This is a genomic window from Flagellimonas olearia, assembly GCF_009184425.1.
Lineage (GTDB): Bacteria > Bacteroidota > Bacteroidia > Flavobacteriales > Flavobacteriaceae > Flagellimonas > Flagellimonas olearia.
The window spans coordinates 1-529 of sequence record NZ_WELG01000036.1 but is presented as its reverse complement, the minus strand read 5'-3'; the positions used below and the strand labels follow the sequence as shown (position 1 = coordinate 529).

At 53.7% G+C, this 529-nt stretch carries 1 protein-coding gene and 1 pseudogene; both read left to right on the top strand.

Annotation, left to right across the window (positions count from 1 at the left end):
• Positions 1 to 256, top strand: a pseudogene (locus F8C76_RS19145) (LysM peptidoglycan-binding domain-containing protein); the annotation flags it as partial.
• Positions 257 to 330: 74 nt separating this feature from the next.
• Positions 331 to 529: hypothetical protein (locus tag F8C76_RS19140; protein WP_211372179.1), on the top strand; the 199-nt coding region annotated here is incomplete at its 3' end.

The window sequence follows — 529 nt, the reverse complement described above, 5'->3', positions numbered from 1 at the left end:
GGCCCGTAACGACGTAGTAGTGATTAACAAGGGCCTGCGTGATGGTCTGAAAGAAGGCAATGTGTTGGATATATATGGTCAGGGCGAAGTGGTTCGTGATCGTCAGCAGGGTGACATGGTTCAGCTGCCCCGCGAGAGAACGGGTTCCATGGTGATCTTCCGGGTTTTCGATAAGGTCAGCTACAGCTTGATTATGGAGTCCACTCGACCTATTTACATGAACGACATCGCTGAAAGTCCGGCGGGTAGTTACTGATTCCTATGCGGTAGCGCTCACCGCCGGCGTTTCGACGCCTGATAAACCGTCAACGCACACAAGGAGGTGGGCGAATGGACGGACAATTTAAGCGCCTTCTATTGCAGGCGTTGTTTTCCCCCTCTTCAGCGGCCTTGGGGCGCGCTTTGAAACAACACCGGAGCGTCTCTGCTGCGGCCTCTGATTTTCTTCCTCTGTTACCGGCCGGCCTGAAAGAGCGAGCCAGCCTGTTGGACAATACGGGTAATCTCCAGGCGTATTATGAGCAATTGA